Raw genomic sequence first — 24,587 nt, forward strand, 5'->3', positions numbered from 1 at the left:
GATGGCCCCCGTCGGATAATTCCGGCGGGGGCCATCTGTGCTTCAGCTCTTGTTCTCGGGCAGCACCAACCGCTCGATGACGGGCGAGGCGACGGCAGCTAGAGTCGTTGCGCCGCACGCACATCCGATTGCCTGTGCCCAGGCAAGCGGACCGAGTGGAGTGCAACCGAGGAACTGGCTCACGACCGGGGTACTGACAAGAATGCTGAGCACTCCAACGGACCCCACAGCCGTCGCGACTACCAGTGGACTTCTCGATTCGATCAAGGTTTGACCGAGCTGAGTACCCACCAACGCCACCAGAGCCACCGTCGACGCACGCCGCGCTCGACCGGTCATCCGGGCAAGAATCCACGCGGACAGAGCACCGGCCGCGGTTGCGCCGCCGCGGACGGCAATGGTGCGCCACAAGGCGTCCGCGTCCGTGGCCGGCGTATCGCTGCGGCCCTCGGCAGTCGGCGTACTCACTGCCAATGCCGCGGCGGGCAACGCATCGGTCATAAGATTGACCAGCAACATCTGCCGCGCATTGAGCGGAGATATCCCGGACAAAGCGCTACCCATCAAGGCAAACGCCACTTCACCCGCGTTACCGCCGAGCAGGACACCCACCGCGGAGCGCACCCGCTGCCATAACTGTGCTCCTTCGTCGAGCGCGTCGATCAGTCCACTGACCCGACCTTCCAGAAGGACGATGTCCGCGGCGCCCCTGGCGGGATCGCTTCCGCTGGACGCAACTCCGATACCCACGCTGGCAGCGCGGATCGCTGCAGCGTCGTTGGCGCCGTCACCCACCATCGCGCACACCGAGCCACTGGACTCCAGGGCATGGACAACCTGCACCTTGTGCTCAGGTGTCATCCGCGCGAACACGGTTCGTTCCGCGACCGCTGCCTCCTTTTCGGTGTGGGACATGTTCTCCCACTCCGAACCCGTGAGCACGTCATCCGGGTCCACGTCCAACCCCAACTCCCCCGCAACCGCTGCCGCGGTCAGTGGATGATCGCCGGTAATGACCCGCACGCCCAGTCCCCGGTCGCGAAGTTCCGCGACGAGTTGCCCGGCATCGGAGCGGAGCGTGTCGGAGAGCCCGAGCAGTCCGACCGGCTCCAGATCATGTGCGCAACACTCTTCCAGAAACTCGGGATCCTGCGCAGCACGCTGAGCGGCCGACTCGGACAGCTCACGCTGAGCCACCGCGATGACCCGGAGTCCGCGCTTTGCCATCTTCTTGACATGCCCTGAGGACACACGCTTTTTCGATGCGGCTGCATGCGAAACGAACTCGGGTGAACCTTTGAGGGCAATCCGATGCCCGATCAACGCGGCAGAATACGGCCGACCGGATCGGAACGGCACCATCGCCGACGCTTCCGCATCCTCGAATACAAGTGGATGCGCCAAAACGTCGTCGGCTGCACTGACAACAGCCGCGTCGGTCGAGTGAAAGACCTGATCTCCACTGTTACTCAAGGCACTTCGCGCGGCGACTTCCAGAATCCGATTTCCCCGCCACCCGTCGACCCGCTCTACTGCCGCGACGTGCAGATGGTTCTCGCTCAGCGTTCCGGTTTTGTCGAAGCACACCACGTCCACACGACCCAGCGCTTCGATCGAACGCGGTGAACGTACCAGCGCTCCCACCGAGGTCAGTCTGCGCGCAGCGGCCTGCTGGGCCAGAGTGGCAACCAACGGCAGACCTTCCGGCACCGCGGCAACGGCAACAGCGACGCCACCGGTCACCGCCTGCCGTAGCGCTGTGCCACGTAGCAGTCCTAGCGCGGTCACCAACGCCCCGCCGCCGAGACTGACGGGGAGCGTTTTTCGGGTGAGATCTCGGAGTCTGTGCGTCAATCCAACTTCGGGGCCACGCTGCGGTGCCCGGACATCGACTTTGCGCGCTTCGGTCTGCGAGCCCACGGCGGTCACCACTGCGCGAGCCGCGCCGGCAACGACGGTTGTGCCAGCGTAGATCATGCAGCTTCGCTCGGCCACCGGCACTCCCGGAGTGGGGTCGGTCTGTTTCTCGACCGGCATGGATTCTCCGGTCAAAGAGGATTCGTCGACCTCGAGCGAATCGACGTCGAGAAGCCGAGCGTCGGCAGGCACCACATCTCCGGATTCGAGAACGAGGATATTGCCGATTCTCAATTGATCTGCCGGAACCCGCTCAGGCTCCGACCCGTTCGATACCCGTCGCGCCAGCGGCTCCTGCACCCGAAGTAGTTCACGAACAACATGTTCCGAGTGCAGTCGCTGGATCGCAGACAGAGTGGCATTGCCGGTCAATACGGAGCCCACCAGAAATGCATCGATCGGCGAGCCCAGAATTGCACTGGCCGCCGATCCCGTCGCCAGCACCGGCGTCAAGGGATCCGACAACTCGGATCGGACCGCATCCAGAACGTCACGGCCCACCCGGACCGGCGCAGCGACGCGCGCCAAGCTTCCGGATCGTGTTTCAGCCGGCGCCTTCTCGTCGGGCGACGGTAGTTCGTGTAGCACTTCGTCGGTACCCAGTTCATGCCAGTCGTTACGCGAGGAACCTTCGGGTACTTCGACACCAACTGCCGAGCGCGCCAACCTGAACCCGGTCCACAGCGCGGCGCCGGCCCCGACCGTAATCGGCCCCGGCCCGCGTCCGCGTACGCCGGGAAGCATGACCAATGCACCCAGGACCGAAGCACCGCTGGATAATTCGACGCCGCGTCTCGTCGCCGCCCGCGCCGCCGGCAGAGCATGCAGCACGCGCCATACTCCGGCAAGGTCGTGTTCGAGGATATCCGCCGACGGCGGCGCCCGATCAGGCTCGGCCACACCGATCCTGAGCACAGCGGGCCCGGAGAGGCGGACTGAACTGACCACGCAGACATGTGCGCGGGCTTCCGACAGCGTCGTCAGCGCCGATTCCAAAGCCCGGTCGACCTCTCGGTCGCTGTCGCCGGGAACCTCGAGGAGTTCGTCGAAACCGCCGCGCAGAGACCCGAGAGTGTCGACATCGAGGCTGACGGCGCGCACCCCAGCAATCCGCAATTCCGCTACTACGGCTTGTGCCAACGGTTTGCGGGTGGGACGCACAAGCACATCCGCGCCGCCGATCCGATGCCAGCCAACAGTAAGCTTGTCGTTTCCCAGTTTTCGCCGCGAACGGTTCCAGATATGAACCCGGTCCGAGTCCGCGACACCGCGGATGTCTGCCACCCGAAGCTCCTGTGTGAGGAGTACACGCGGATCGATCAGAACTGTGTCGACCCGGTCGAGCCGCCGAGCGGCACCGGGGTCGACAACCAGCGATCCCTCGCGCTGCCACAGCTCCCTCGTCAGTACTGCGGCAAACGCCTCTCGGGAAATCCGCAACGCCCGCGGCGCCGCAACGCGCACTGCCGTCGATGCGATCTCGGAATTCTGTGTGACAGCACCGATCACAGCACCACTTGCCAACTGGGCCAGCGCTACTCGCTCCGCGTGACGCTCACCTTGCCCGCGGCTCTCACCGTCCGGCACCTCCGACGACGCGGCAACACCCCACTCCTGCGATGCATTACGCAGGCTCCAGGCCTCGCCGAGCAGCAGCGACCGCATGCCGAGATCAACCGTCAACGCCGCAGGGGCCTGTGTCACCACGTCGGTCACCGACTTGGCCGATTCGAGGATCAGATCGGTCAATTCGCGCCCGAGCATACGTTCCAACTGCTGACGCAGAGCCGGTTGATGATGCAGGACCGAGACGCCGGCCGCGAGCAACGACGATCCAGGCAGGTTCGGTACCCGCGTCACCGAACCTGCCAGTGCCGGAACAATTCCCGCGGCCGCAATGGCCGTACTGAAGGCCCGTCCGATCAATTGGCGCTCGGCCGTGGATCGAAACGGCGTGGACAGAAGTCCGGTGAGTCCGGCTGGGAACATACTCACGCCACCGGTCCCGGTTTGGTCGTATATTTTTCCGGCGTGCCCACACCTGCCACCTGCACAGAACCAGGCGTCTGGGCGGCACCCAGTTCCGCTCTCCCAGTCTTTTCGATTTTCTTCGCCTCACCTTCTCTCTCACCGCGACGATCCCGCTCACCGTCGGGACGATCCCACTGCCGTAGCACGACGGCCGCGCCGCCCACGCCCAGTAGGATCGGCCACTCGACCAAACCGGCAGCACCCATCGCCGCGAGTGTGAGAACAGCCGTCGGCGTCGACTTGCTTCCTGCTCGCATACCGTCGCGCATGCCACCGACCGCGCCCCGGATTCCGCCGTTCACTCCTCCGACAACGCCACCACCCACGGCTCCCACCGCACTGGTGGTCACGCTCGCCGCGCCCGTTACTACCCGCGTCGCTTCACTGACCATCGACATCGGACTCTCCTTCTCACAGTCCGTCGAACAAGGTTCATTACCAATTGGCCATACCCCACACCGCCAGAGGCAATCACGAACAGCAAGGATTTCGACCCGCTCTCCGGACGCCACACCCCCTACGAGACTGCTACGCGGTACGGTTCGAACGTCGGCGAATGGCGTCGACGTTGCATCGACGGGAGTTCTGCGCAGTGGCGAAAATCGGCAGCTCGGATATCGACATTTTTCGGTTGTCCTTGGGCGGCAACCCCTTCGGGTGGACCGCTGACGAGGCGACGTCCTTCGAGATACTCGACGCCTTTGCCGAATCCGGCGCGAACTTCATCGACACCTCGGACTCGTACACCGCCTCCGCACCGGGTAACTCCGGCGGAGAATCCGAAACCATCATCGGAAAGTGGATCACCGATCGCGGGCTCCGGGAAGACATAGTCGTTGCCACCAAGGTCGGCAGCCACCCCGATTTCAAGGGTTTGAAGGCAGAAACCATCGCCGCGGCAGCGGACGCGTCACTTCGCCGCCTTCAAGCCGACCGCATCGATCTGTACTACGCACACTTCGACGACCCGAGTACACCGCTCGAGGAAACTCTCGAAGCGCTCAACGCACTGGTCGAGAGCGGCAAGGTTCGATACCTCGGAATCTCGAACTACACCCCCGAACGCGTGCGCGAATGGTTGCGAATCACCGAGGAGAACGGGTACGCGCGACCCATAGCGCTGCAGCCCCACTACAACCTGGTGCACCGGAAATCGTACGAACCGGAGCTCGCGAAGATCGCCACCGACAACAACATCAGCGTCTTTCCCTACTTTGCACTCGCGTCCGGGTTCCTCACCGGAAAGTACCGAACCCGCGCGGATATCGACGGAAGTCCCCGCGAACGCATCACGGCAAGTTACTTCAGCGACGCAGGCCTGGCGGTGGTCGACGCGATTGCCGAGATCGCCGAAAATCACACCTGTGAAATGTCGACCGTCGCTTTGGCCTGGCTGCTGACCCGGCCCGGTATCACCGCGCCCATTGCCAGCGTCAGCCGAGTGGAACAGCTTCCGGCGCTACTCGACGCACCGGATCTGGTGCTCACGTCGGATGAGCTCGACCTGCTCGAACAAGTGTCTGCAGCAGTGGGAGCTTAGGCGCAGTGACGGGAGCTTAGGCGCTTCGGCGGTGCCGCGAACCCAACGCGGCGCCGTCGACAGTCCAGAACACCCAACCGTCGTAGCTCTCGATATCTCCGGAAATATGTCCGGTGACAGCATTCGCAGCAGCTGTCGGGTTGGGGAACCTTCGTCCCTCCATGGGGCCACGCATGATTTCGAGTACACCGCTCGTTTCGTCGAATCGACCGATCCAGCGGTACCCGTGGCAATCGGCGCTCACCTCGACGCGCAGATCGATCACCGGGATCTCGTCGTCGGCGGCGCTCGCACGACGCTTCTTGACGACAACCGCAGTCTTCGCGCGCTTCGGTGCTACCGGCGCTGCAACCTGGATGCTCGGATCCTTGACCGCAGCGACGCCCAGAACGTCCCAGCGGTCATGACCGTGGGCAACTCGTCCACGCGCAATCGCGTGATGCCCCGTCCGGGTGCGACCCGGGGTGTCCATCATCCACAGATCGACCTCGGACCGGATATCGTCCGCCACCTCCACCGACGGCAGCATGAAGAACTGGTGAGGCGTAATCGCAAGATCGACAAAAACCCAGAACTCGGAGCGAGTGTCGTCGCTCTCGATCGACTCGTCCTGGCGCCTGGCCTGCCAATCACCATCGAGCTTGGACCGAACCCGGACGATGCGGGTACTGCCGTCATTGCCCGTCACCTGCACCGGGTTGCGGCGCGAATGCGTCAACCGCACGGCCTGGCCCCCACGCTGGGTTACTTCGGAAATGAACGCGTTGATGCCACGACTTGCGGTGTCTTCCATGGTCGACTTTCTTGAAGCTGTTGCGCCCGGTATCGCCAGATCGGCCTGCGGGTGAGGCGCCAGCGAACAATTGTCGCGTCCAACGCCCGGCGAATCCGGCTCACGGCCGGCTACTTACCTCGACCTTACCGCGCCCTCGCTTCAACACCTAAGGTGCGGGCCGCTCGTTCCCAGAGGTCAGAAGTGCGATGTCGCCGTACAGCGCCGCACGGTGGGCGAACATCAACTCCTCGACACCGTCGAATTGATCCCCGACATAGTGCGTGTTGGCTGCCGACAACTCCCGCGATCCGGACCGCGCGAGCAGGTCGTCGATGCGGCTGTCCAAGCTCGCGGCATGTGCAACCGCGCGCTGCGAACTCAGCTGATCTTCGGCCCGGGAGACCAGGTCACCGATCCGCGCCAATGCCGCAACTCGCTCGACCAACTGATCCCACACTGCGCCGAGGGCCCGTATTCGCGAGTCGATCGAAGCTCGGGTTGCCTCGTCGCGCGCAAGGTCAGCGGCCTCGTCGAGTTCGGCGAGAATCGACCGCAACGCAACCGTATCCACGGATATCTGGGTGATCTCGTCGGCAAGGTCGAGTTGATTGCGTTGGACGACAAAATGATCGGAATGCCAGGCATTCGATGACTCGATGCGGTCGTACACGTTGCCGGCCAGATAGAGCAGCGCGTCATATTTCCCGGCCAGGCCGCCGTCGTCGTGTGGCGCCAAGCCGTCGAGCACCTCGGCCACACGACGGCCGGCGTCGGCGAGGACTCCGGAACCCTCGATACTTGCCAACCGTCCGGCGAGTTTGTCGAGTGCCGCGCTCCCGCTACCGGCAACGGAGCCCAGTCCAGTAGTCGACTTCGCCGGAACCGGCGTACGCGTGAGTCCGACGAACAGGGCTTCGCGCTGCTCCACGTCGAGATGTAATCCATCACGCCGATCCTTGCGAATAGCGCGGACGCTGCTGGCAAAATGGCGATTGGACCGAACGACCGCCGAGCGCGCGGTGTTGACGCGTTTCTCCAGGGCCTGCACACGTCGTTCCAGAACAACCTGCACCGGACCGATTCGGGCAGCGCTCAGCCGTCGACATGTTCGCGTGTACTCGTCCGTCAGGTACCTCAGTTCGGACCAACCACCGATATCCGGGAACGACCGTCCGACCGCGCGGCGATCGGCCATGATCGCCCGGGTCTCGTCGTCGACGTAGCCACCGGCCAACAACAGCGCGACTTCGGTGGACAACTCAGGGCGATTCGATTCGACGATTCCTGCTTCACACCAGGTTCGAACATGGCTGGAAATCAGGGCACGACGTTCGGCAACCGACACATCTGCACCACTGTTAACTTCCGCCCCACTGGTTCCATCACCCACCGTGACGCCGTGAATTTCTGCCATGTCAAGCCTCCCAGGTGCCGCTGTCCACTCTCCCAGAATCTCGACATCCGCGCCGATACCCCGAGTGAAAGTCGACACACCCCTGCCTTACCGTAGGCAAGTGATCTCGCTGCGAACCGACAGAACGGCAGAGCGTCCGACGCTCCCCGCGTCGGCGATCGCACACGTGATGTCACTACTCGAGACGCGGTCACCGTCGTTACCCGAGTGGTTCGAGGTTGCCGAGGCCTACCGATACGTTGCCCCCGCACCAACTGTTCCCGCACTCATGGAGGCTGCCCGCACGTACCTCGAGCATCGCGAGGCGCTCCTTCGCCTCGCGGGACCGCGCGGACAGTATCTTGCAGACCACAATCCAGCCTGGGCACAACTACGGCGCGTCGGATCACGCCGCGACGAACTGTGGCTCTCACCGGACCCGGACGATCGACTTGCCTGGTTCGACTACATCCGAACAGTTGACCCCGCGCTCGCAACAGAAGAACTCGACATCGCGTGGCACAACGAACCCGCAGATTTACGGCGTGAGTTCCTGAGCCGGTTGAGCGTCGGCCTGGGCGAGCACGACTACGACATTCTCGAACGCGGACTCGACGATCCGTCGCCGCCGGTCCGTGAACGTTCGATCCAACTGCTCCGCCAACTTCCCGAGTCCCCGTTTGCCGAACGTATGGCTACCCGGGCTCGCACCTGGGTGCGGCTCGAGACCAAACCCCTGCGGCCGCGCCTCGTCATTCGGCTGCCCGGTTCACTCGACGACAAAGCCCCACGCGACGGTATCGAAGATGTCGGGGCCCAGTACAAGGGAATCGGCAAATGGTGGCTGCGGCAAGTGGTCACGGCTACTCCCTTGGCATTATGGGAAGCGATGATCGGTTCACCACACGACGTTCTTCGCATTCCCATCGAGAAACAATGGCACGAAGTGATGACCGAATCGTGGACCGCCGCAACAGTTCTGCAGAAGAACCCGGCCTGGGCATCGGCTTTACTCGAGCGGGACGGCCGAAACACCGACCGCCGCGTCGTCGCAATTGCACATCCCCGCGAACGGATCGCGTACATCCTTGCCGGCCATGCCGACAGCTACCTTCTCGGCGTCGACGGCAGTGCCCTGTTGGACGGCATCGACCGCCCCTGGCCTCTGGCGATTGCCCACAAACTTGTCAGCGCCCTCGAATGCGAAGCCGCCAAACACACTGCCTCCGGCGAAGAACTGGGCATCCACTCTCGCCACAGCCATTACTCGACGCTGCGAAGCGCGCAAGCCAGGTTCCCCCTCGAGGCCGGTGCACTACTGCTGGACGCGGCAGAGCGCACTGCGTCCACCGACTGGCAACGGGCGTTCACCGAGACCGCCTCACACATCGAAGCGCGCCGAATCCGGTTGGACGTGCTCCGGGGCGGACAGTGACAAAATCGGGGCCGCACCCCGCGACTGCGGAATGCGACCCCGATCAGCTCTCGTGAAAGATCAGACCGCAGTGACCATTTCATGGTCGGCAACGCCCGCAGCCAACACACGCAAGTGATCCTCGGTGCTGCCGAGCGTGTGTTCGATGGCAACAAGCCTGCTCACGTAATGACCCACCGGATACTCCGCCGTCATACCGATGCCGCCGTGCATCTGAATTGCTTCCTGACCGATCAGCCGCGCCGATCGCCCGATCTGCAACTTGACCCGAGACGCGATGACCGGATCGACCACACCGTCGGCCAGCGACATAGTCGCGTACAAACTCATGCTGCGCGCCAACTCGAGCGACACGTACAGGTCTGCTGCGCGATGCGTCAGCGTCTGGAACTTGGCCAGCGGAACCCCGAACTGCTTGCGGGTCTTGAGGTATTCGGTGGTCAGGCGCAGTGCCTCTTCCATCGCCCCGACAGCCTCGGCACACAAGGCGGCCTGCTCACGGATCTGAGCGGCCTGGATCAGAGCCGAAGCGTCGCCGCCCTCACCGAGCGCCTCGGCGGGAGTATCGGTGAACTCGACCTGCGCACCACGCAAACCGTCGTGAGTTGCGTACGACTTGCGCACCAGACCCGATGCGTCACTCTTGACCAGGAACAGGCCCACTCCGCCGCTCGGCAAGCACGCGCTCACAACCAGGATGTCCGCAGTCCCACCGTGGCCGACCGGATTCTTGATGCCGGTGATGATCCAGCCGTCACCTGCCGGCGTTGCCGTCGTCGCGCGCTGCGTTGCAGGCCAACGAATTCCAGGTTCCTGATCGGCAAACGCCAGGAACGTGACACCTTCGGCGACTCCAGGAAGGATGGACGATCGCTGCTCGGCGCTGCCACCTTCGGAGATCAGGCCACCCGGCGTCACGACTGCGTCCAGAACCGGCTCGGGCGCAAGTCTGCGACCGATCTCGGTCATGACGGCACCGATCTCGACGGGACCCGCGTCCATTCCGCCGTCGCCCTCCGAGAACGTCAGACCAAGTAGTCCGACCTCCGCCAACTGCTTCCACACCTGCGGGCTCCACCCAGGCTCTGCGTCGGTAGTGGCATTTCGTTTTTCCGCGTCGTAGCTACGTGCGAGAAGATCCTTGGTGGTGTCACGAAGAAGCTTCTGTTCGTCATTGAGTTCGAAGTCCATGCCACGCCTCACAATCCGAGGATCGAGGAGGCGATAATGCTGCGCTGCACTTCGCTCGATCCGCTGTAGATGGATACCTTGCGGTAGTTCAGGTAAGCCGGGGCCGAGTGCTGTGCCCAGCCCGCCGACGCGATGTCGGTGCCAGCGTCGAACGGCAGCGAATCGGGGCCGGCGACGTCCATCAGCAACTCGGTGCTGGCCTGCTGCAATTCGGAGCCACGCAACTTCAGCAAGGAGGAAGCCGGGTTCGGCTTACCGTCCGCGGACCCTGCGACAACACGCAGTTGGGTGAGCTCCAGCGCAAGCAACTCGTTTTCGAGCTCGGCCAGGCGCGCGGCGAACAAGGGGTCTTCGAGAAGCGTCCCGTTCCCGACCTTGACTTCGGCTGCACGCGCTTTTGCCTGAGCCACACGAACTTTGGAGAAACCGACGCGGGTGACGCCGGTGCGCTCGTTGCCGAGCAGGAACTTGGCGTAGCCCCAGCCCTGATTCTCCTCGCCGACCAGATTCTCGCCCGGAACGCGGACGTCCTCGAAAAAGACCTCGTTGACCTCGTAGCCACCGTCGATCAGTTTGATGGGACGGACCGTCACACCCGGCGTCTTCAGATCGACCAGGATGAACGAGATTCCCGCTTGCCGCTTGGGCGCATCGGGATTGGTGCGAACGAGGCAGAAGATCCAGTCTGCGTGCTGACCGAGCGTGGTCCAGGTTTTCTGGCCGTTGATCACCCAGTCGTTACCGTCACGGACAGCGCGAGTCTTGAGCGACGCGAGATCGGAACCTGCCTCTGGCTCCGAAAATCCTTGGCACCACCAGATATCGAGGTTGGCCGTCGCGGGGAGGAACTTCTCTTTCTGTTCCTGCGAACCGAAAGCCGCGATGACCGGTCCGACCATGTTCGCGTTGAACGCAAGTGGCTCCGGAACAGACGCCAACTGCAGCTCGTCGAGCCAGATGTTGTGCTGAACCGGAGTCCAATCCTTACCGCCCCACTCGACCGGCCAGTGCGGCACGGCCAGGCCGTGGGCGTTGAGGATTTGCTGCGACTCGACCATCCGGTCGCGCCCCAGCTCTTCCCCGTGGGCGTACGCGTTCCTGGTCGATTCAGGAATCTGTGTGCGGAAGAAAGTCCGCATTTCGTCCCGGAACGCCAGTTCCTCGTCGGTCAACGCCAGATTCATCGTGATTCCTTCGCACTCGAAACCGGATTCATGTTCGACTCGACCGTACCCCGATCGCTCACGACAAGGCTAGGACACCCGGAGAAACGGCGGACCGAATCCGACTACACGGTTTTCAAAACCAAAAGGAACCCACCACCAGCTGGGTCGATGCTCGTTTCGACGTTCAGATCCGGGGCCAATCGCGAGAGCCGATCGAGCAACCACTCCGACGCGTCCTGGGCGTCGTCCTTGCCGGGGCAACGTGCAACCGCGACCCGGCCACCTTTACGTTCGAGTTGCTCCACAACACCGATGATCGGCGCGGGATCAACCACGAACAACCGATCCGGCCACGCCACAACAGGTTTGACAGCACCCTTCTTGGTGTTGCACGCGCGATGTGCGAGTCGCTCCACACCGCCCTTGGACTTGCCGCCCTTCTTGGCGGTGTTGATGCTGTCGACACTCGGGCCACGCGGATCGTTCACCGACATATCGGGGTCGACGGGCTCGTCACACAGCCAGCAGCGCCAGGATTCACGATCGCCGACTTCTTGAAGAGTAATCATGGGTAGCAACGCTACCCGTGCGCACTTTTGGCAGCGTGAACAGCCAAAAGTGCGCACGTGCGGCTCAGCCGCCTAGAGGTCCGCGATCGCCTCCAGCGGCTTCGTCTTGGCCGCTCGATTGGCCGGCCACAGTGCCGCGAGCACACCGACGATGCCGGAACCGACCAGCATCAACGCAACCTGACCCCACGGAATCGTGATCTCGCCCAGGCCCTGGTCCCGGAGCGTGCTGACGAATCCCCAACCGAATCCGATGCCGAGCACCACGCCGACGGCCGCGCCGTAGACCGCGATGAGAACGGATTCGAGGTAGATCGTGCGCCGCATCTGAGCCCGCTGCATACCGACCGCCCGCAGCATGCCGATCTCTCGACGGCGTTCCACAACCGAAAGAGCCAAGGTGTTGATGATGCCCAGAATCGCGATCACCACCGCCAGCGCCAGGAGTCCGTACAAAATCGCAAGCAACGTATTGATCTGCTGCCCTTGAGTTCCCTTGAACTCCTCACGATCCTGAACCTGGACAACCACGTACTTTTCCGTGGCCTGCTCGAGTTCTCCGCGCAAGGCTGTCACATCGGCACCCGGTTTCGCTTTCACCAGAACGGCAAAATCAGGCAGGCTGGTTGCCGGCATCAATGCCTGATACGCCTCGTCCGAGACGATCCACGAACCGATCAGCTGGTTGTCCTCGAACACTCCTGCAACAACAACCGGGTACTGGGTCCCGTCCGCGCCGACCAACGTCTGCGTCGATCCGACTGTCCAGCCGTTGTCGGTCGACGTGGTCTGCGAGACCATCATGTTGTTTCCGGACAGGTCGGCTGTTCCGTCGACGATGTTGTAGTCGAGCACCCCGTCGATCGGACCGTCCAACGACGCACCCTGCTCGTCCTGTCCGTTCACGGTCGCCCGAACCCCGTGCAGCGACGTTGCACTCTGCACATCCGGGAGCGCGCGCACTGCGTCGGCTGCGCCTCGCGGCACGCCCACCGCATTGGGACCCGTCAGGATGTAATCCGCGGTCACGCCAACGTCGATCAGTGCATTGATACTCGCCTTGGCCGAAGAACCGAACACGCCGATGACCGTCACCAGCATCAAGCCCAAGGTCAGGGCAAAGGCCGTGGCCGCGGTACGACGAGGATTGCGGACCGCATTGGTACGCGCCAGACGGCCCACCGAGCCGAACGGTTTCGCGAAGACAACACCGAGCGCACCCACGATGGGCTGCGACAGCGCAGGAGAACCGAGCAGAACTGCGATGATCAGCGCAAAGGCTCCGCCGCCGACGGTCAGCGCCGCACCCTGACCGGTGCCCCTCGAACCGACAACCACCAGGACGACGCCGAGAACACCGAGAATTGCGCCGATCAGCGTCCGGACACGGAGCGAGTCACCGGTAGAAGCGAACTCCTCGCGCATCGCGGCAACCGGCGGAACCTTGGACGCCCGCCGCGCAGGCGCATAGGCACTGAGCGTCGTCACGACAACGCCGACAACCAACGCGACAACAACCGTCCGTGGGCTGACCTGCAGCGAGCCCTCCGGCAATCCGACGTCGAAGGCATTGAGCAACCCGCGCAAACCGTAGGCCAGTCCGATACCGGCCACCAATCCGATGACACTGCCGATCAATCCGACGATCAACGCTTCGGTGACGACGGATCGGCCGACCTGAGCCCGGCTCGCACCCACGGCACGCAACAGTGCCAATTCACGCAGCCGCTGCGCCACGATCATCGAGAAGGTGTTGTAGATGATGAACGTGCCGACCAACAGAGCAATAGCGCCGAACGCCAGCAGGAAGTAGTTGATGAAGCTGAGCGCGGTATCGACCTCGGCCTTGGTCTCCTCACGGACCTCGTCTCCGGTCTGCACCTGCAAGTCCGGGAAGACCTGCTCCACCCGTTGTTGCATCTCGGTCTGCGACAGACCGGTACCGGCTACGTCGATGTAGTCGACATGCTTACCGTCCGTGAACAGGCTGCGTGCCTGCTCGTCGGTGAACAACGCTCCGATGAAACCTCCGGTGTCACTACCGGACCCCTCGTAGATACCAGTCACCGTGACATCGACGATTCCTCGCGCCGGCACCAGTATCCGAGCCTGGTCACCGACCGACAAACCCGCTTTCTCCATCGCACTCGCATTCAATGCGATATCTCCGGCAGCCTTAGGTGGGCCACCTTCCGAGTACGGATCGGGCGGTGTGATCGCCCGCTCTGCCGGCAAGTACGACGTACCGATGCTCGGAGCGCCACCTGTTTGCACGGCACCACCGTCTGCGTTGATCAGAACGATCTGTCCACTCACGGCAGGTGCCACGGCGCGAACTCCGTCGATGGCTGCCAGCTTGTCGACATCCTCGATCGGAACGCCACTGGTGTTGCGATCCGGCATCGACACCCGGACGTCGACGCCCTGAGCGGTGTTCTCGAAAATCGAGTCGAACGTCTTCTGCAACGTATCCGTGAACACAAACGACCCGGCGACAAACGCCGTACCAAGCACCACCGACAACACGGTGAGCGCCAACCGCACCTTGTGCGCCGCCAGGTTACGCAACGACACCTTGCGCATCGGCGAATTGGTTATCGAAGCCATATCGTCAAGCTCCGGCTTCTACGTTGACCGGAACCTGCGGAGCATCCAGACGCTTCATCCGATCCAGAACGGAATCGGCCGTCGGCTCACGCAGTTCGTCGACAATCTTGCCGTCCGCCAGAAATACGACGCGATCCGCATACGCAGCAGCGCGCGGATCATGCGTCACGATCACCACGGTCTGACCGAACTCGTCCACCGCGGACCGCAGAATCGACAGAACCTCACCGGAGGAACGCGAATCGAGATTGCCCGTTGGCTCATCCCCGAAAATGATCTCGGGCTGACCGGCCAGAGCCCGCGCACACGCAACACGCTGTTGCTGCCCACCCGACAACTCACCCGGCCGGTGATCCAGGCGGTCCTTCAAACCGAGCTTCGTCAGTACATTGTCCAACCACGCCGGATCGGCCTTGCGCCCCGCGATATCGAGCGGCAACGTGATGTTCTCGAGCGCCGTCAGCGTCGGCACCAGATTGAACGCCTGAAAAACGAATCCGATGCGGTCGCGTCGTAGCGCCGTCATCTGTTTGTCCGACAGTCCGGTCAATTCGGTGTCACCGATGAGCACCGACCCGGAACTCGCCGAATCCAGACCGGCCAGGCAATGCATCAGCGTCGACTTGCCCGAACCCGACGGGCCCATGATCGCCGTGAACTCACCCCGAGCAAAATCGGCGGATACAGCGCTGAGTGCATGCACCTGGGTATCCCCGGTGCCGTACGTCTTGGACAGGCCGACAGCGCGGGCCGCGACATCTTGGGCGTGCGAACTCATGATCGCCTTTCGTCTTCACTTCGGTGGGTCTTCGTCGGTGGAACTTCTTCGATGGAACTTCTTCGGTGGATCGAGCACCCCACAGCACGCGGGCACCAACTGGCACTGCTCCATCCTGTCGTCTACTCGACGCCACCGCTATCAGGGACCACCCTGATTTCCACAGGGACTCCCCTGAGTTGTCAACGGAAAACACACATGCGGACGCCAACCGCCCACTAGCCTTGTGACACACATCACTCGAGAAAGGTGGTCCGATGTCCGACGCCGCCACTGCAATCATCTTCGATCAACTCGAACACTGGGCGAGCGTCAAACCCGAAGAACCGGCCGTGACGTTCCAGGAAACCACCTATACGTGGGCCCAGTGGCACGGTCGCATCCTGCGCATCGCGGGCGCACTCGCCGAATCCGGGATCGGACCGGGAGACACCGTCGCCTTCCTGGACAAGAACCATCTCTCCTGTCTCGAAATCACTTATGCCGCTTCACTACTCGGGGCCGCAAATGCCATTCCGAACTGGCGGCTCGCCGGCGAGGAACTCGACTACATCCTTGGCGACTGCGGGGCACGCATCCTATTTGTCGGTAACGAACTCCTCCCTCAGGTCGTTGCCATGCGCGATCGCCTCACCGCCGTCGAACTGATCATCGCCGTCGGTAGCGAGAACGACGAATTCGAACCGTGGCTCGACGAAGCCCCGCCGTTGGCAGCTCGTCCCGTAGTCACCGCCGACAGCACAGCCCTGATCCTCTACAGCTCCGGAACGACCGGACGCCCCAAGGGAGTTCAACTCACTCACCGAAACCTGTTCGCGCACAGCAACAATGTCCTCGAACTCCTACCGAAACACGATGACGACATATTCCTGGTCGCCATGCCGATGTTCCACGTCGGAGGAACCTGCTACGCCATCATGGCAATTCACGCAGGCGGACGCTGTTATTTCACCCGCGAAGCTGACGGACCGTCGATCTTCGCCGGCCTCGCCGCAGGCGCAAACATCGCATTCCTGGTGCCACCCGTCATCGCCGGTGTCCTGGCAGCAGGCGATCAGGCCGTCGCCGCCTTCCGCGCCTTCAAACGCATCACCTACGGCGCAGCCCCTATGCCTCTGCCTTTGCTGCGAGGAGCGCTGGCGGCCTGGCCGGACACCGAGTTCGTCCAGGTCTACGGCATGACCGAAATGGCCGGTGTTGTCACCGCTCTCATGCCTGACGTCCACCGCGACGAATCGCAAGTCGAACGCATGGCATCGGCGGGCACTGCCATTCCGGGGGTCGCGATGCGCATCGTCGATCCCGTCACTCTCGAGGACACCCCCGCCGGAACCGTCGGAGAACTCTGGTGGCGATCGGAGCAATGCACGCCGGGATATCTCAACAAGCCCGAAGCCACTGCTGAAACAATCACACCGGACGGTTGGCTGCGCAGCGGCGACATGGGCCGCGCCGATTCCGAGGGATTTGTCTTCATCGAAGATCGCCTCAAAGACATGATCATCACCGGCGGAGAGAACGTCTACTCACCCGAAATCGAACGAGTCCTCGTAGAGCACCCCGCCGTCGCCGAAGTCGCCGTAATCGGCGTACCGGACAACCGGTGGGGCGAAACCGTCAAAGCCGTGGTCGTCCTGCATGCCGACACCCAGATCGCCGAAGCCGAACTGATCACGTACACCCAGGGGCGTCTCGCAAAGTTCAAGTGCCCCACCAGTATCGATATTGTCGAGATACTCCCGAGGAATCCGACGGGCAAGATCCTCAAACGAGATCTTCGTAAGCCGTACTGGGACAACCACGAAAGCAAGCTGGTCTGAGCTCGCGTGCTGTAATGGGGTGGTGACCTCACGCCGCCCCATTACCGCCCAACTCTGCCCGTGTGGCACCGGCAATTCCGTCGCCGACTGCTGCGGCAAATATCTCGAGGGTGGTGCGTCCGCACCGACCGCTGAAACTCTCATGCGCTCGAGGTACACGGCATTTGCCCTCATGGACACCGACTATCTGAAACGGACCTGGCATCCCGATCACCGTCCCGCCACATTGGATCTGGACCCGCACCAGCGTTGGACCGGGCTCGAGATTCTTTCCACCGAGCGCGGAAGCCTGTTCGATTCCGACGGCACAGTCGAATTCCGCGCCCACTACTCCTACGGGACCGAACGCGGAAACCTCCACGAGCGCAGCAGATTTGCTCGAATCGACGGCCGCTGGCTCTACGTCGACGGCGATATCGGTTAGGTAACTCCGCGCACGCCGTCGCAGAGCCACGGACTGAGAGTCCTACGATCGAACCATGACAACGAACCGGACTAAATCAGTTGCCGCCATCGCTGCCATCATCGTGGGGGCCGGCCTGACCGCGTGCTCACAGACCGCAGAGACCACACCGACCGCCGTCACCACCTCGGTCTCCGCGACCACGAGCGCCGCAGCCGCAGAACCCGCGCCAACCGACAGCTCGGACAAAACCGCCGCAGCCGTCGCAGAATCGAAGCTGACCGTCACCGACGTCCGGATCGGCTCGCACGAGAACTTCGACCGCGTCGTGTACGAGATGGGTGGAACCGGAACCCCCGGATGGCGCGTCAAGTACGTCGACGCGGCTGTTCAGGAAGGCAGCGGCGAGCCCATGGAGATTGCCGGCGGCGCAATAATCCAGGTGCTGATCGACGGTTCCGCCTACCCGTTCGACAGCGGCGTGGAACAGTACTCCGGCCCGAACCCCGTCCCCGGAATCGCTGGTGGAGTTGTCACCGAAGTCAACGGGTCGTCGGTCTTCGAAGGTGTCACACAGTCGTTCGTCGGCGTAACGGAAAAGCAGCCATTCTCGGTGACGCTGCTGACGAACCCCACGCGTGTGGTGGTAGACGTAGCCAAGTAGTGGGCTTGACCTCAAGCACACTCGAGGTTTTACCTTCGTGTCGTACCGGCCGCGTAATCTTCGTGGCCGGCGACCGAAGGGCCTGACACATGAGTATGGAAGTCACCGCGTGGAACGCGATGTACAACGCGATGCACGCGCAAGACGACAAGCGGCCTTTTTCGAAGGCGACGCTGAAAAGAATCGCGACGTTCGCGATTCCGCAGAAACGCAACCTCAGCTGGTACCTCCTTCTGAGCGTGGTGACGGCGGCACTCGCCGTCGCAACACCGGTCCTGGCAGGCCGGGTGGTCAACGCGATAGTCGGCGGCGACGCCGTCAAGGTTGTGGTCATCCTGGCGGTGTTGATTGCGATTGTGGCGATTCTCGAAGCCGCACTCGGACTGCTGACACGCTGGCTCTCCGCGAGTATCGGCGAAGACCTGATCTTGCTCCTGCGGACCACGGTGTTCGACCACGTCCAGAAAATGCCTATCGCGTTCTTCACCCGCACGCGCACGGGAGCTTTGGTCAGCCGCCTCAACAACGACGTCATCGGCGCCCAACGCGCGTTCAGTGACACCCTGTCCGGAGTGGTCAGCAATCTGGTCACGCTGGTGATCACGCTGATCGTCATGCTCGGCATCTCCTGGCAGATCACCGTCCTCGCACTACTGCTCCTGCCGATCTTCGTGATTCCGGCCAGGCGCATGGGCGCCCGGCTGGCGGCTCTCAATCGTGAAGCCGCCAACCATAATTCGGTGATGAGCACCCAGATGACCGAGCGTTTCTCGGCGCCGGGCGCAACGCTGGTCAAACTGTTCGGACGCCCGACACAAGAGTCTGTCGAGTTCGCGGTGCGTGCCCGACGCGTGCGCAACATCGGCGTGCGGACGGCCATGCTTCAGTCCGTTTTTGTCACGGCCCTGACGCTCGTCTCAGCCTTGGCTCTAGCCCTCGTCTACGGCCTCGGCGGCTACTACGCCTTGCGCGGGCAGTTGGACGCCGGTGCCGTTGTCTCGATGGCGTTGCTGCTGACTCGGCTGTACTCCCCGCTGACGGCTCTCGCGAGCGCCCGAATGGACGTCATGAGCGCCCTCGTCAGTTTCGAGCGAGTCTTCGAAATACTCGATCTCGCGCCGTTGATCACCGAGAAGCCCAACGCTGTCGCGGTACCGGACGGGCCCGTGTCCGTCGAGTTCAAGAACGTGAAGTTCGCATATCCGTCGGCGGACAAAGTGTCCCTCGCATCGCTCGAAGAAGTGGCGATTCTCGACAGCCGCGGCGGCGAGAACGTACTCCATGAACTGTCCTTCCGCACCGAAGCCGGCCAGATGGTTGCGCTCGTCGGAACATCCGGCGCCGGTAAATCCACCATCGCCCAAATGATTCCGCGCCTCTACGACGTGGATTCGGGTTCCGTCGAACTTGCCGGCGTCGACGTCCGCGACCTCAGCGCCGACTCCATCCGCGAAACCGTCGGTATGGTCACCCAGGACGGGCACCTGTTCCACGAGAGTCTCCGGTCCAATCTGCTACTCGCACGACCGGGTGCGTCCGAGACCGAACTCCGCGAGGTCCTCGAGCGTGCTCGCCTCACCGCTCTGGTCGCGTCACTGCCGGAAGGACTCGACACCGTTGTCGGCGAACGTGGCTATCGACTATCAGGCGGTGAGCGTCAACGCCTCACCATTGCGCGGTTGTTGCTCGCCCAACCTCGTGTTGTCATCCTCGACGAAGCCACCGCCCATCTGGATTCGACGTCCGAAGCTGCGGTTCAGGAAGCACTCGGTGAAGCTCTTGCCGGCCGGACAGCAGTCGTGATCGCGCACCGCCTGTCCACCATTCGCGCGGCCGATCTCATCCTGGTCGTCGAAGCGGGCCGCATCATCGAGCGCGGAACGCACACCGAACTGCTCGCTCACAGCGGTCGGTACGCCGAGCTGTACCGAACCCAATTCAACACCGGCAGTAAAGATTCCCACGATCTCGAGCCCAGCACCCTCTGATACAGAAACAGGCTACAAAAAACAGGCGCTGCTCCCCTTGAACGGGAAGCAGCGCCTGTTAGTTTTCGAGAAGAAGATCAGCTGTCGTAGCGATCGCGTCCGCCACCACGACTGTCGCGTCCACCACGGTCGTCACGACCACCGCGGCCGCTCGGGCGTCCCTGCGGCGGGCCGAAGTCAGGCTGCAACTGGATCAGGACGCCGGAGATACGCGTCCGTCGCAGAGCCTCGAGGGTCTCGTTGGACAGATCTGCCGGCAACTCCACGATGGAGTGATCGGGACGAATGCTGATGTGTCCGAAGTCGCTGCGACGCAAGCCGCCCTCGTTGGCGATGGCACCGACGATGGCACCCGGCACTACGCGATGACGCTTACCGACCGCGATGCGGTACGCCGCCAACTCCTGGCCCTCGGGTCCACGCGAACGCGGAGCCGGACCGTCGTCGAATCGGCGCGGCGGACGCGGTTCGCGCGGCTCACGCTCACGACGCGGCGGTGCCGGCGGCTCGGGAGCGAGCAGGAAGGCGTCGCCGTCACGCGACTGCACTGCCAAGGCGGCAGCGATGTCGATGAGCGGAACATCGTGTTCCTGGTCGTAGTCCTCGATCATCTTGCGGAACAGCGCCAGGTTCTCGGATGCCAGGCTCTCGGTGATGGAGTCACCGAACTTGGAAACACGCTGCGCGTTCACGTCGTCGACGCTGGGCAACTGCATCTCGGCCAGCGGCTGGCGGGTTGCCTTTTCGATGGACTTGAGCAGATGACGCTCACGCGGAGCGACGAACAGCAGCGCGTCACCCTGGCGTCCGGCGCGACCCGTACGGCCGATGCGGTGGACGTATGACTCGGTGTCGTGCGGGATGTCGTAGTTCACGACATGCGAGATGCGGTCGACGTCCAGACCACGCGCAGCGACGTCGGTGGCCACGAGGATGTCGAGTGCACCGTTCTTGAGCTGACCGATGGTCCGCTCACGCTGCGTCTGCACGATGTCACCGTTGATGGCGGCAGCGGAGTGCCCGCGAGCGCGCAGCTTTTCTGCCAGCTCTTCGGTGGCCTGCTTGGTGCGGACGAAGATGATCATCGCCTCGAAGGCCTCGACCTCGAGGACACGGGTCAACGCGTCGAGCTTGCGCTGGTGCGCGACCTGGATGTAGCGCTGCGTGATGTTCGACGCCGTCGAGGTCTTGGACTTGACCGTGATCTCGACCGGGTTGTTCAGGTACTGCTTCGAGATGCGACGGATGGAACCGGGCATCGTCGCGGAGAACAGGGCAACCTGCTTCTCGCTGGGGGTGTCGCGGAGGATGCGCTCGACGTCCTCCTGGAAACCCATCTTGAGCATCTCGTCGGCCTCGTCGAGAACGAGGTACTTGAGGTTGGTCAGGTCCAGAGTGCCCTTTTCGAGGTGGTCGATGACACGACCGGGCGTACCGACCACAACGTGCGCGCCGCGCCGCAGGCCGGACAGTTGGACACCGTAGCTCTGGCCGCCGTAGATCGGCAGGACGTTGAGGCCGGGGATGTGCGCGGAGTACTTGCCGAATGCCTCGGCAACCTGCAACGCGAGCTCACGTGTCGGAGCCAGCACCAGTGCCTGCGTCTGCTTGATCGACGTGTCGATCCGCGACAGGACGGGAACCGCGAAGGCCGCGGTCTTACCGGTACCGGTCTGGGCAAGTCCGACGACGTCCTTGCCTTCGAGCAGCGGCGGAATGGTGGCAGCCTGGATCGGCGAGGGCGACTCGTAGCCCACGTCAGACAGTGCCTTCAGTACCCGATCATCGATGTCGAGGTCGGCAAATGTTGGGGGTTCGGGGTCACGCTCAATATCACTCATTTGACCAGCAGTTTAGCCGAAGGAGTATAGACACGAGAACCGACCTGCTGAACTATTCCGGTGTATCCGCGTTCACCGGGCGTTTCGCCTAGCGTAAGAAGCATGACAGAAGACGCCGCCAACAGCCCCTCTCGGACCGTCGTTGCCGTTGCCCAGTTCGCCCCCGACATGAACAAGGAGGCGAACCTGAAGTCACTGCGCACTCTGGCGTCCGATGCCGCTGGTCAGGGTGCAAAAGTGCTGGTCGCTCCCGAGTACTCGATGTTCACGCCGCCGCGCAGCGACGAGCGCCTGATCGAGTCCGCCGAGGACCTCGGCGGAGACTTCGGAACCGGGCTGTCCGCCATTGCCGCGGAGTTCGGGATCTTCGTCGTCGCCGGAATGAACGAACGTCTGCCCAACGTGAGCAGGATCTCCAACACGCTTGTCGCGATGGACCCGCGCGGCGAATTGGTTGCCACGTATCGCAAGCTTCACCTCTACGACGCGTTCGGCTACCTCGAATCGGCAGTGATCGCGCCTGGCGAGATCGAGGACCCACAGACCTTTCAGTGCGACGGCTTCACCTTCGGCCTCCAGACCTGCTACGACCTCCGGTTCCCCGAAGTCACCCGCAGGATCGTCGACGCCGGCGCTGACGTCCTGCTCCTACCGGCGCAGTGGGTACCCGGGCCGTTGAAGGAAGACCACTGGACCACGCTGATCCGGGCGCGCGCGATCGAGAACACCATGTACATCGCCGCAGCGGATCAAAGCGCCCGCGGCGGCGCCGGTGCCAGCATGATCGTCGACCCCATGGGTGTGGTGCTGTGCTCTCTCGGCGAGCAAGTGGGTGTGGCGACCGCGCAGGTCAGCCGCAGCCGAATCGACGAGGTCCGCGAAAAGAATCCCGCCCTCTCACTGCGTCGGTTCACAGTTACCGAACGGTGACGGGAGAACCGAGTAGCGTCGGAAGTATCGAGGTCACACCTCAATCAGGACAGCTATGGCACAGTACCGAGACCGATTTGCCGCAGGCCGGGCCCTTGCTGCGATGTTCGCCCGGTCGCTGGACGCCGCGCGACTCCACGATCCCGTCGTTCTCGGACTGCCGCGCGGCGGCGTTCCTGTCGCGATCGAGGTCGCGTCGGCGCTGGATGCACCGCTCGACATCCTCGTAGTACGCAAACTCGGCTCCCCCCGAAATCCCGAACTGGCTCTCGGTGCCATCGGCGAAGGTGACACCCGCGTACTCAACCACGACGTGATTGCCGCCGAGCGGGTATCACCGCAAGCGCTGGCGCGGGTCGAAGAGTCCGAGCGAGCAGAACTCGAGCGTCGGGCACACCTCCTCCGGGCCGGCCGCCCGGCAGTTCCGCTCAGCGGGCGAACGGCCGTCATCGTCGACGACGGAATGGCGACGGGAGCGAGTGCCGCTGTGGCGTCGGCATGTGCCAGGGCGCAGGGTGCAACGGGAGTGATCGTTGCCGTCCCCGTCGCATCACCGGAATCGATCCGCCTGCTTGCCGATTCGGCCGACCGCGTCATATGTCCCTTCGTTCCGGCGATACTCGGTGGGGTCGGCGCGGCCTTCGACGACTTCCATCAGCTGACCGACTCCGAGGTCGTTGACCTGCTCGAAGGATGAACTTCTCGACTTTTCAGAAAACTTGTGTGATGTGTGCAACATTTTGCGCCTCGGTGCCGATAGCCCGTGTGGAGCAGAAACGACACAGGCAGTTTTCTGGAGGACATCGTGAGCATCTCGACCGATACCGTCGACGTAGTCGCAGCAGCATGCCGCGACCGATTAGGCGACCCCTCTGCATGGGTGGCTTCCGACGCCTACCGCGCGAGCCTGGCCCTGTGCATCATCGAGTCCGTGCAGTCCAGTTGCGGCCACAGCGAAGTTGCCGTCGTCGACCGGTACCTCGCCTACCGGCAAGCTCGTGAATCCTTACCAGTGACCGACGGCGCACGTGAACTCCTCCGAACCTTCGAGGAAGCGGGCAGTTCCGACCAATGGGCCGGCAAGATCGGCTCGTACAAGCGTCGATACACCGCGACCGGCGTTCCGATCGAGGCACGACACATCCAGCAGGTCGCCGAGCGCTTGCATCACCTGCACATCAACTCTGTCGAAGATCTTCTCGCCGCCGCTGATTCCGATCACTCACTCGACGCCGTCCGGCAAGCGTGGACCGAAGCGTGCGGCGACGACGCGGAAGTCACCTGGGCACATCTGCTGATGCTGGCAGGTATCCCCCACACCGATCTGGGCACCGCCGCCGACACGTTCATCAGCACAACACTCGGCACGACGGAACCACTGACGGACGCGGCCGAGATACTCGCAGCAACCGCGGAGCAACTGGGAGTGGATTCAGACAGATTGGACTACGCAATCAGGCGCTGGCTGTCGATCCACGGGCGGTCGTTGGAGCGCGCCGCATAAGTAACCCGCAACATCGAGTAACACTAATTCCCTGG

19 protein-coding genes are annotated in these 24,587 nt (G+C 63.1%); 9 read left to right on the top strand and 10 right to left on the bottom strand.

Annotated elements, in window-relative coordinates:
• Nucleotides 1–42 precede the first annotated feature (42 nt).
• Nucleotides 43–3,906, bottom strand: a complete 3,864-nt coding sequence (locus tag KYT97_RS27540; protein WP_219113160.1) for a cation-translocating P-type ATPase — start codon at nucleotides 3,904–3,906, stop codon at nucleotides 43–45.
• Nucleotides 3,907–3,908: 2 nt separating this feature from the next.
• Nucleotides 3,909–4,346: a hypothetical protein gene (locus tag KYT97_RS31045; RefSeq protein ID WP_245005939.1), complete on the bottom strand. Its 438-nt coding sequence runs from the start codon at nucleotides 4,344–4,346 to the stop codon at nucleotides 3,909–3,911.
• Between the two features lie 194 nt (nucleotides 4,347–4,540).
• Between KYT97_RS31045 and KYT97_RS27550 the strand changes: the two genes are divergently transcribed.
• Nucleotides 4,541–5,488, top strand: a complete 948-nt coding sequence (locus KYT97_RS27550; RefSeq protein WP_033236751.1) for an aldo/keto reductase — start codon at nucleotides 4,541–4,543, stop codon at nucleotides 5,486–5,488.
• 16 nt (nucleotides 5,489–5,504) lie between these two features.
• Here KYT97_RS27550 and KYT97_RS27555 read toward each other — a convergent pair whose 3' ends face one another.
• Together KYT97_RS27555 and KYT97_RS27560 are read right to left on the bottom strand one after the other, a co-directional pair.
• Nucleotides 5,505–6,281: a hypothetical protein gene (locus KYT97_RS27555; RefSeq protein WP_033236739.1), complete on the bottom strand. Its 777-nt coding sequence runs from the start codon at nucleotides 6,279–6,281 to the stop codon at nucleotides 5,505–5,507.
• Nucleotides 6,282–6,429: 148 nt separating this feature from the next.
• Nucleotides 6,430–7,677, bottom strand: coding sequence for a hypothetical protein (locus tag KYT97_RS27560; RefSeq protein ID WP_233363604.1), 1,248 nt, complete (start codon nucleotides 7,675–7,677; stop codon nucleotides 6,430–6,432).
• Between the two features lie 100 nt (nucleotides 7,678–7,777).
• On the opposite strand from KYT97_RS27560, the gene KYT97_RS27565 reads away from it, so the two are divergent.
• The gene (locus tag KYT97_RS27565; protein ID WP_245005940.1) at nucleotides 7,778–9,091 is read left to right on the top strand and encodes a DUF5691 domain-containing protein; all 1,314 of its coding nucleotides are present in this window, start codon (nucleotides 7,778–7,780) and stop codon (nucleotides 9,089–9,091) included.
• 60 nt (nucleotides 9,092–9,151) lie between these two features.
• On the opposite strand, the gene KYT97_RS27570 is transcribed toward KYT97_RS27565, so the two are convergent.
• The 5 genes from KYT97_RS27570 to KYT97_RS27590 form a co-directional block, all read right to left on the bottom strand.
• On the bottom strand, nucleotides 9,152–10,282 hold the full coding sequence (locus tag KYT97_RS27570) for an acyl-CoA dehydrogenase family protein (RefSeq protein WP_219111287.1): 1,131 nt from the start codon (nucleotides 10,280–10,282) through the stop codon (nucleotides 9,152–9,154).
• Between the two features lie 8 nt (nucleotides 10,283–10,290).
• Nucleotides 10,291–11,466 (bottom strand): acyl-CoA dehydrogenase family protein, encoded by a 1,176-nt coding sequence (locus KYT97_RS27575; RefSeq protein WP_033236736.1) that lies wholly within the window; start codon nucleotides 11,464–11,466, stop codon nucleotides 10,291–10,293.
• 104 nt (nucleotides 11,467–11,570) lie between these two features.
• Entirely contained in the window at nucleotides 11,571–12,017 is a 447-nt protein-coding gene (locus KYT97_RS27580; protein WP_045069580.1) for a hypothetical protein, read from the bottom strand.
• A 72-nt stretch (nucleotides 12,018–12,089) separates the two neighbouring features.
• Nucleotides 12,090–14,624 (bottom strand): ABC transporter permease, encoded by a 2,535-nt coding sequence (locus KYT97_RS27585; RefSeq protein ID WP_219111289.1) that lies wholly within the window; start codon nucleotides 14,622–14,624, stop codon nucleotides 12,090–12,092.
• Nucleotides 14,625–14,628: 4 nt separating this feature from the next.
• Nucleotides 14,629–15,402, bottom strand: a complete 774-nt coding sequence (locus KYT97_RS27590) for an ABC transporter ATP-binding protein (RefSeq protein ID WP_033236733.1) — start codon at nucleotides 15,400–15,402, stop codon at nucleotides 14,629–14,631.
• A 257-nt stretch (nucleotides 15,403–15,659) separates the two neighbouring features.
• Between KYT97_RS27590 and KYT97_RS27595 the strand changes: the two genes are divergently transcribed.
• The 4 genes from KYT97_RS27595 to KYT97_RS27610 all read left to right on the top strand — a co-directional run bounded on the left by KYT97_RS27595 (nucleotide 15,660) and on the right by KYT97_RS27610 (nucleotide 20,277).
• Complete coding sequence (locus tag KYT97_RS27595) at nucleotides 15,660–17,222, top strand: long-chain-fatty-acid--CoA ligase (protein WP_219111291.1); 1,563 nt, start codon at nucleotides 15,660–15,662, stop codon at nucleotides 17,220–17,222.
• 22 nt (nucleotides 17,223–17,244) lie between these two features.
• A complete protein-coding gene (locus KYT97_RS27600; protein ID WP_033236749.1) occupies nucleotides 17,245–17,646 on the top strand; it encodes a YchJ family protein in 402 nt (133 codons plus the stop codon).
• Nucleotides 17,647–17,701: 55 nt separating this feature from the next.
• Nucleotides 17,702–18,289 (top strand): AMIN-like domain-containing (lipo)protein, encoded by a 588-nt coding sequence (locus KYT97_RS27605; protein ID WP_219111293.1) that lies wholly within the window; start codon nucleotides 17,702–17,704, stop codon nucleotides 18,287–18,289.
• Nucleotides 18,290–18,378: 89 nt separating this feature from the next.
• Nucleotides 18,379–20,277 carry an ABC transporter ATP-binding protein gene (locus tag KYT97_RS27610; RefSeq protein WP_033236730.1) on the top strand — a complete coding sequence of 633 codons (1,899 nt, stop codon included), beginning with the start codon at nucleotides 18,379–18,381 and terminating at the stop codon, nucleotides 20,275–20,277.
• A gap of 77 nt (nucleotides 20,278–20,354) precedes the next feature.
• On the opposite strand, the gene KYT97_RS27615 is transcribed toward KYT97_RS27610, so the two are convergent.
• Nucleotides 20,355–22,118: a DEAD/DEAH box helicase gene (locus KYT97_RS27615; protein WP_033236729.1), complete on the bottom strand. Its 1,764-nt coding sequence runs from the start codon at nucleotides 22,116–22,118 to the stop codon at nucleotides 20,355–20,357.
• A gap of 102 nt (nucleotides 22,119–22,220) precedes the next feature.
• On the opposite strand from KYT97_RS27615, the gene KYT97_RS27620 reads away from it, so the two are divergent.
• The 3 genes from KYT97_RS27620 to KYT97_RS27630 all read left to right on the top strand — a co-directional run bounded on the left by KYT97_RS27620 (nucleotide 22,221) and on the right by KYT97_RS27630 (nucleotide 24,552).
• Nucleotides 22,221–23,048: a carbon-nitrogen hydrolase family protein gene (locus KYT97_RS27620; protein WP_045069573.1), complete on the top strand. Its 828-nt coding sequence runs from the start codon at nucleotides 22,221–22,223 to the stop codon at nucleotides 23,046–23,048.
• Between the two features lie 55 nt (nucleotides 23,049–23,103).
• Nucleotides 23,104–23,745: a phosphoribosyltransferase gene (locus KYT97_RS27625; protein ID WP_045069571.1), complete on the top strand. Its 642-nt coding sequence runs from the start codon at nucleotides 23,104–23,106 to the stop codon at nucleotides 23,743–23,745.
• A 108-nt stretch (nucleotides 23,746–23,853) separates the two neighbouring features.
• Complete coding sequence (locus KYT97_RS27630) at nucleotides 23,854–24,552, top strand: hypothetical protein (RefSeq protein WP_033236748.1); 699 nt, start codon at nucleotides 23,854–23,856, stop codon at nucleotides 24,550–24,552.
• The last annotated feature ends 35 nt before the right edge of the window (nucleotides 24,553–24,587 follow it).

Source organism: Rhodococcus globerulus, assembly GCF_019334125.1.
Classification (GTDB): Bacteria; Actinomycetota; Actinomycetes; order Mycobacteriales; family Mycobacteriaceae; genus Rhodococcus_F; species Rhodococcus_F globerula.

Coding starts and splice junctions, on each gene's coding strand:
- KYT97_RS27595 (WP_219111291.1), top strand. CDS start 15,660: ATGTCCGACGCCGCCACTGCAATCATCTTCGATCAACTCGAACACTGG.
- KYT97_RS31045 (WP_245005939.1), bottom strand. CDS start 4,346: ATGTCGATGGTCAGTGAAGCGACGCGGGTAGTAACGGGCGCGGCGAGC.
- KYT97_RS27540 (WP_219113160.1), bottom strand. CDS start 3,906: ATGTTCCCAGCCGGACTCACCGGACTTCTGTCCACGCCGTTTCGATCC.
- KYT97_RS27555 (WP_033236739.1), bottom strand. CDS start 6,281: ATGGAAGACACCGCAAGTCGTGGCATCAACGCGTTCATTTCCGAAGTA.
- KYT97_RS27625 (WP_045069571.1), top strand. CDS start 23,104: ATGGCACAGTACCGAGACCGATTTGCCGCAGGCCGGGCCCTTGCTGCG.
- KYT97_RS27585 (WP_219111289.1), bottom strand. CDS start 14,624: ATGGCTTCGATAACCAATTCGCCGATGCGCAAGGTGTCGTTGCGTAAC.
- KYT97_RS27580 (WP_045069580.1), bottom strand. CDS start 12,017: ATGATTACTCTTCAAGAAGTCGGCGATCGTGAATCCTGGCGCTGCTGG.
- KYT97_RS27620 (WP_045069573.1), top strand. CDS start 22,221: ATGACAGAAGACGCCGCCAACAGCCCCTCTCGGACCGTCGTTGCCGTT.
- KYT97_RS27605 (WP_219111293.1), top strand. CDS start 17,702: ATGACAACGAACCGGACTAAATCAGTTGCCGCCATCGCTGCCATCATC.
- KYT97_RS27575 (WP_033236736.1), bottom strand. CDS start 11,466: ATGAATCTGGCGTTGACCGACGAGGAACTGGCGTTCCGGGACGAAATG.
- KYT97_RS27590 (WP_033236733.1), bottom strand. CDS start 15,402: ATGAGTTCGCACGCCCAAGATGTCGCGGCCCGCGCTGTCGGCCTGTCC.
- KYT97_RS27570 (WP_219111287.1), bottom strand. CDS start 10,282: ATGGACTTCGAACTCAATGACGAACAGAAGCTTCTTCGTGACACCACC.
- KYT97_RS27560 (WP_233363604.1), bottom strand. CDS start 7,677: ATGGCAGAAATTCACGGCGTCACGGTGGGTGATGGAACCAGTGGGGCG.
- KYT97_RS27610 (WP_033236730.1), top strand. CDS start 18,379: ATGAGTATGGAAGTCACCGCGTGGAACGCGATGTACAACGCGATGCAC.
- KYT97_RS27615 (WP_033236729.1), bottom strand. CDS start 22,118: ATGAGTGATATTGAGCGTGACCCCGAACCCCCAACATTTGCCGACCTC.